This window comes from Methanobrevibacter sp. (genome assembly GCF_045220775.1).
Taxonomy (GTDB): Archaea; Methanobacteriota; Methanobacteria; order Methanobacteriales; family Methanobacteriaceae; genus Methanocatella.
The window spans coordinates 1-1,639 of sequence record NZ_JBGUWC010000006.1; the positions used below are offsets into that span (position 1 = coordinate 1).

Here is a 1,639-nt window from a genome sequence, read left to right on the forward strand (position 1 = left end):
GGCACTATTTGGGAGGGCTGGGAAGGACCAAAAGCTCAACAAGGTATATCCTCTTTAAACCATTATTCCAAAGGTGCGATGGTGGAATGGTTATATAAATCCATGTTAGGTATCAAAGTTAAAGGTGAAAACACATTTGAAATCTCACCAGTTGTCGGTGATGGAGTGGGCTTCACAAAAGGTAGTTATAACAGTTTATATGGCGAAGTCAAAGTAAGCTGGAAGAAAGAAAAAGATCAAGTTATCTTTGACATTGAAGTTCCAGCTAACACAAAAGCGACATTTATCTATAAAGATAAATTAGAACAATTAGAACCAGGGAAATATCAACTATTAGTTAAATAATATGGACATTGTTTATCTCATCGCAGAAAAGATTATTAGAAAACAAAAACACACTTATCACCGCGAAACAGGAATTGATTACACATCTAATCGTGAAAACGAAAAGAAACAGATTAAAAAGATTCCTCGAAGTATTAAATGTATTCAAGATGAATCAGGTGAATATCTAATTAGTGAGAAAAACGCGAAAGATAAAATCATCTATTACATTCATGGTGGTGGATTCTGCTTTGGTTCTCCTGCTTCAAAAAGGATGTTCACCTTATATTTAGTGCAAAACTATGGATATAACGTCTACGCGGTTGATTACGCTTTAGCGCCAGAACATCCATATCCAGAAGGATTAAATGATTGTGTTAGAGCGTATCAAAAACTATTAGAAAAATATGACGCTAAAAACATCACGATGATTGGTGATAGTGCGGGAGGCAATCTAGTCGTGGCTACACTTCTAGAAGTCAATAAGAAAAAGACGCCATTACCAGCATCATTCATCTTGTTATCACCAACATTACAATATGTTGAAAAAACTGAGTCATTTATTAAAAACAATCCTACCGATTGTATGGTGGATGGAGAAACATTCATCGAAGAAGTGAGAGACATATATTTAAAAGAAAATGATATTGAAAAATTAAAACTTCCTAATTATTCACCATTAAATGGTGACTTCTCAAATTTTCCAAAAAGTTATGTCATCGTCAGCGATAGTGAATCTCTCTATGATGATTCAGTTAGTTTCAAAAAAAGAATGGATGAATATGGAAGGGAATGTGAATTAGATATCTATCATAATATGATGCACACATTCCCAGTAATTCCAATGTTTAAGGTTAGTAAACCTGTATTAAAGAAAATGGAAATGTTTATTGATAAAAGTTTCAAGGAGGCTTAATTATGGACTTTGTAGAATCAAAATTTGTCAAAGAAGTCAGTGAAATTACTGACAACATGTATCATCAAGGATGGGATGAAAGAAATGGTGGAAACATTTCATATTTAATCGATGAACAATTTGTTAGAGAATATTTCCCTAAAGATGTTTTTCTTAGAGATTTAGAATTAGGATTTACCGCTGATGAGGTTTTAAGAAATAAATATTTCTTAGTTACTGGAACAGGCAAGTATTTCAAAAATGTTATCAAAGATCCAGAAAACAATCTTGGATTAGTGAAGATTGATAGCGATGGACACACCGCTCACTTACTGTGGGGATATAGAGATGGAGGAAGAATGACTTCTGAATTCCCTGCTCACTTAATGAGTCATGCCGTTAGATTTAAAGCTAATCCTA

Annotated in this window: 3 protein-coding genes; all 3 read left to right on the forward strand. The window is 33.6% G+C overall.

The annotated features are described in order from the left end of the window. On the forward strand, positions 1-345 hold a 345-nt coding region (locus ACJROP_RS00240; protein WP_406533513.1), incomplete at its 5' end, for an alpha-L-rhamnosidase C-terminal domain-containing protein. Between the two features lies 1 nt (position 346). Continuing rightward, entirely contained in the window at positions 347-1,240 is an 894-nt protein-coding gene (locus tag ACJROP_RS00245) for an alpha/beta hydrolase (protein ID WP_406531836.1), read from the forward strand. 2 nt (positions 1,241-1,242) lie between these two features. Then, positions 1,243-1,639 (forward strand): class II aldolase/adducin family protein (locus tag ACJROP_RS00250; RefSeq protein ID WP_406533514.1); only part of this gene is annotated, 397 nt, incomplete at its 3' end.

Excerpts from the sequence above, each read along its gene's own strand:
- ACJROP_RS00245 (WP_406531836.1), top strand. The coding sequence starts at position 347 with ATGGACATTGTTTATCTCATCGCAGAAAAGATTATTAGAAAACAAAAA.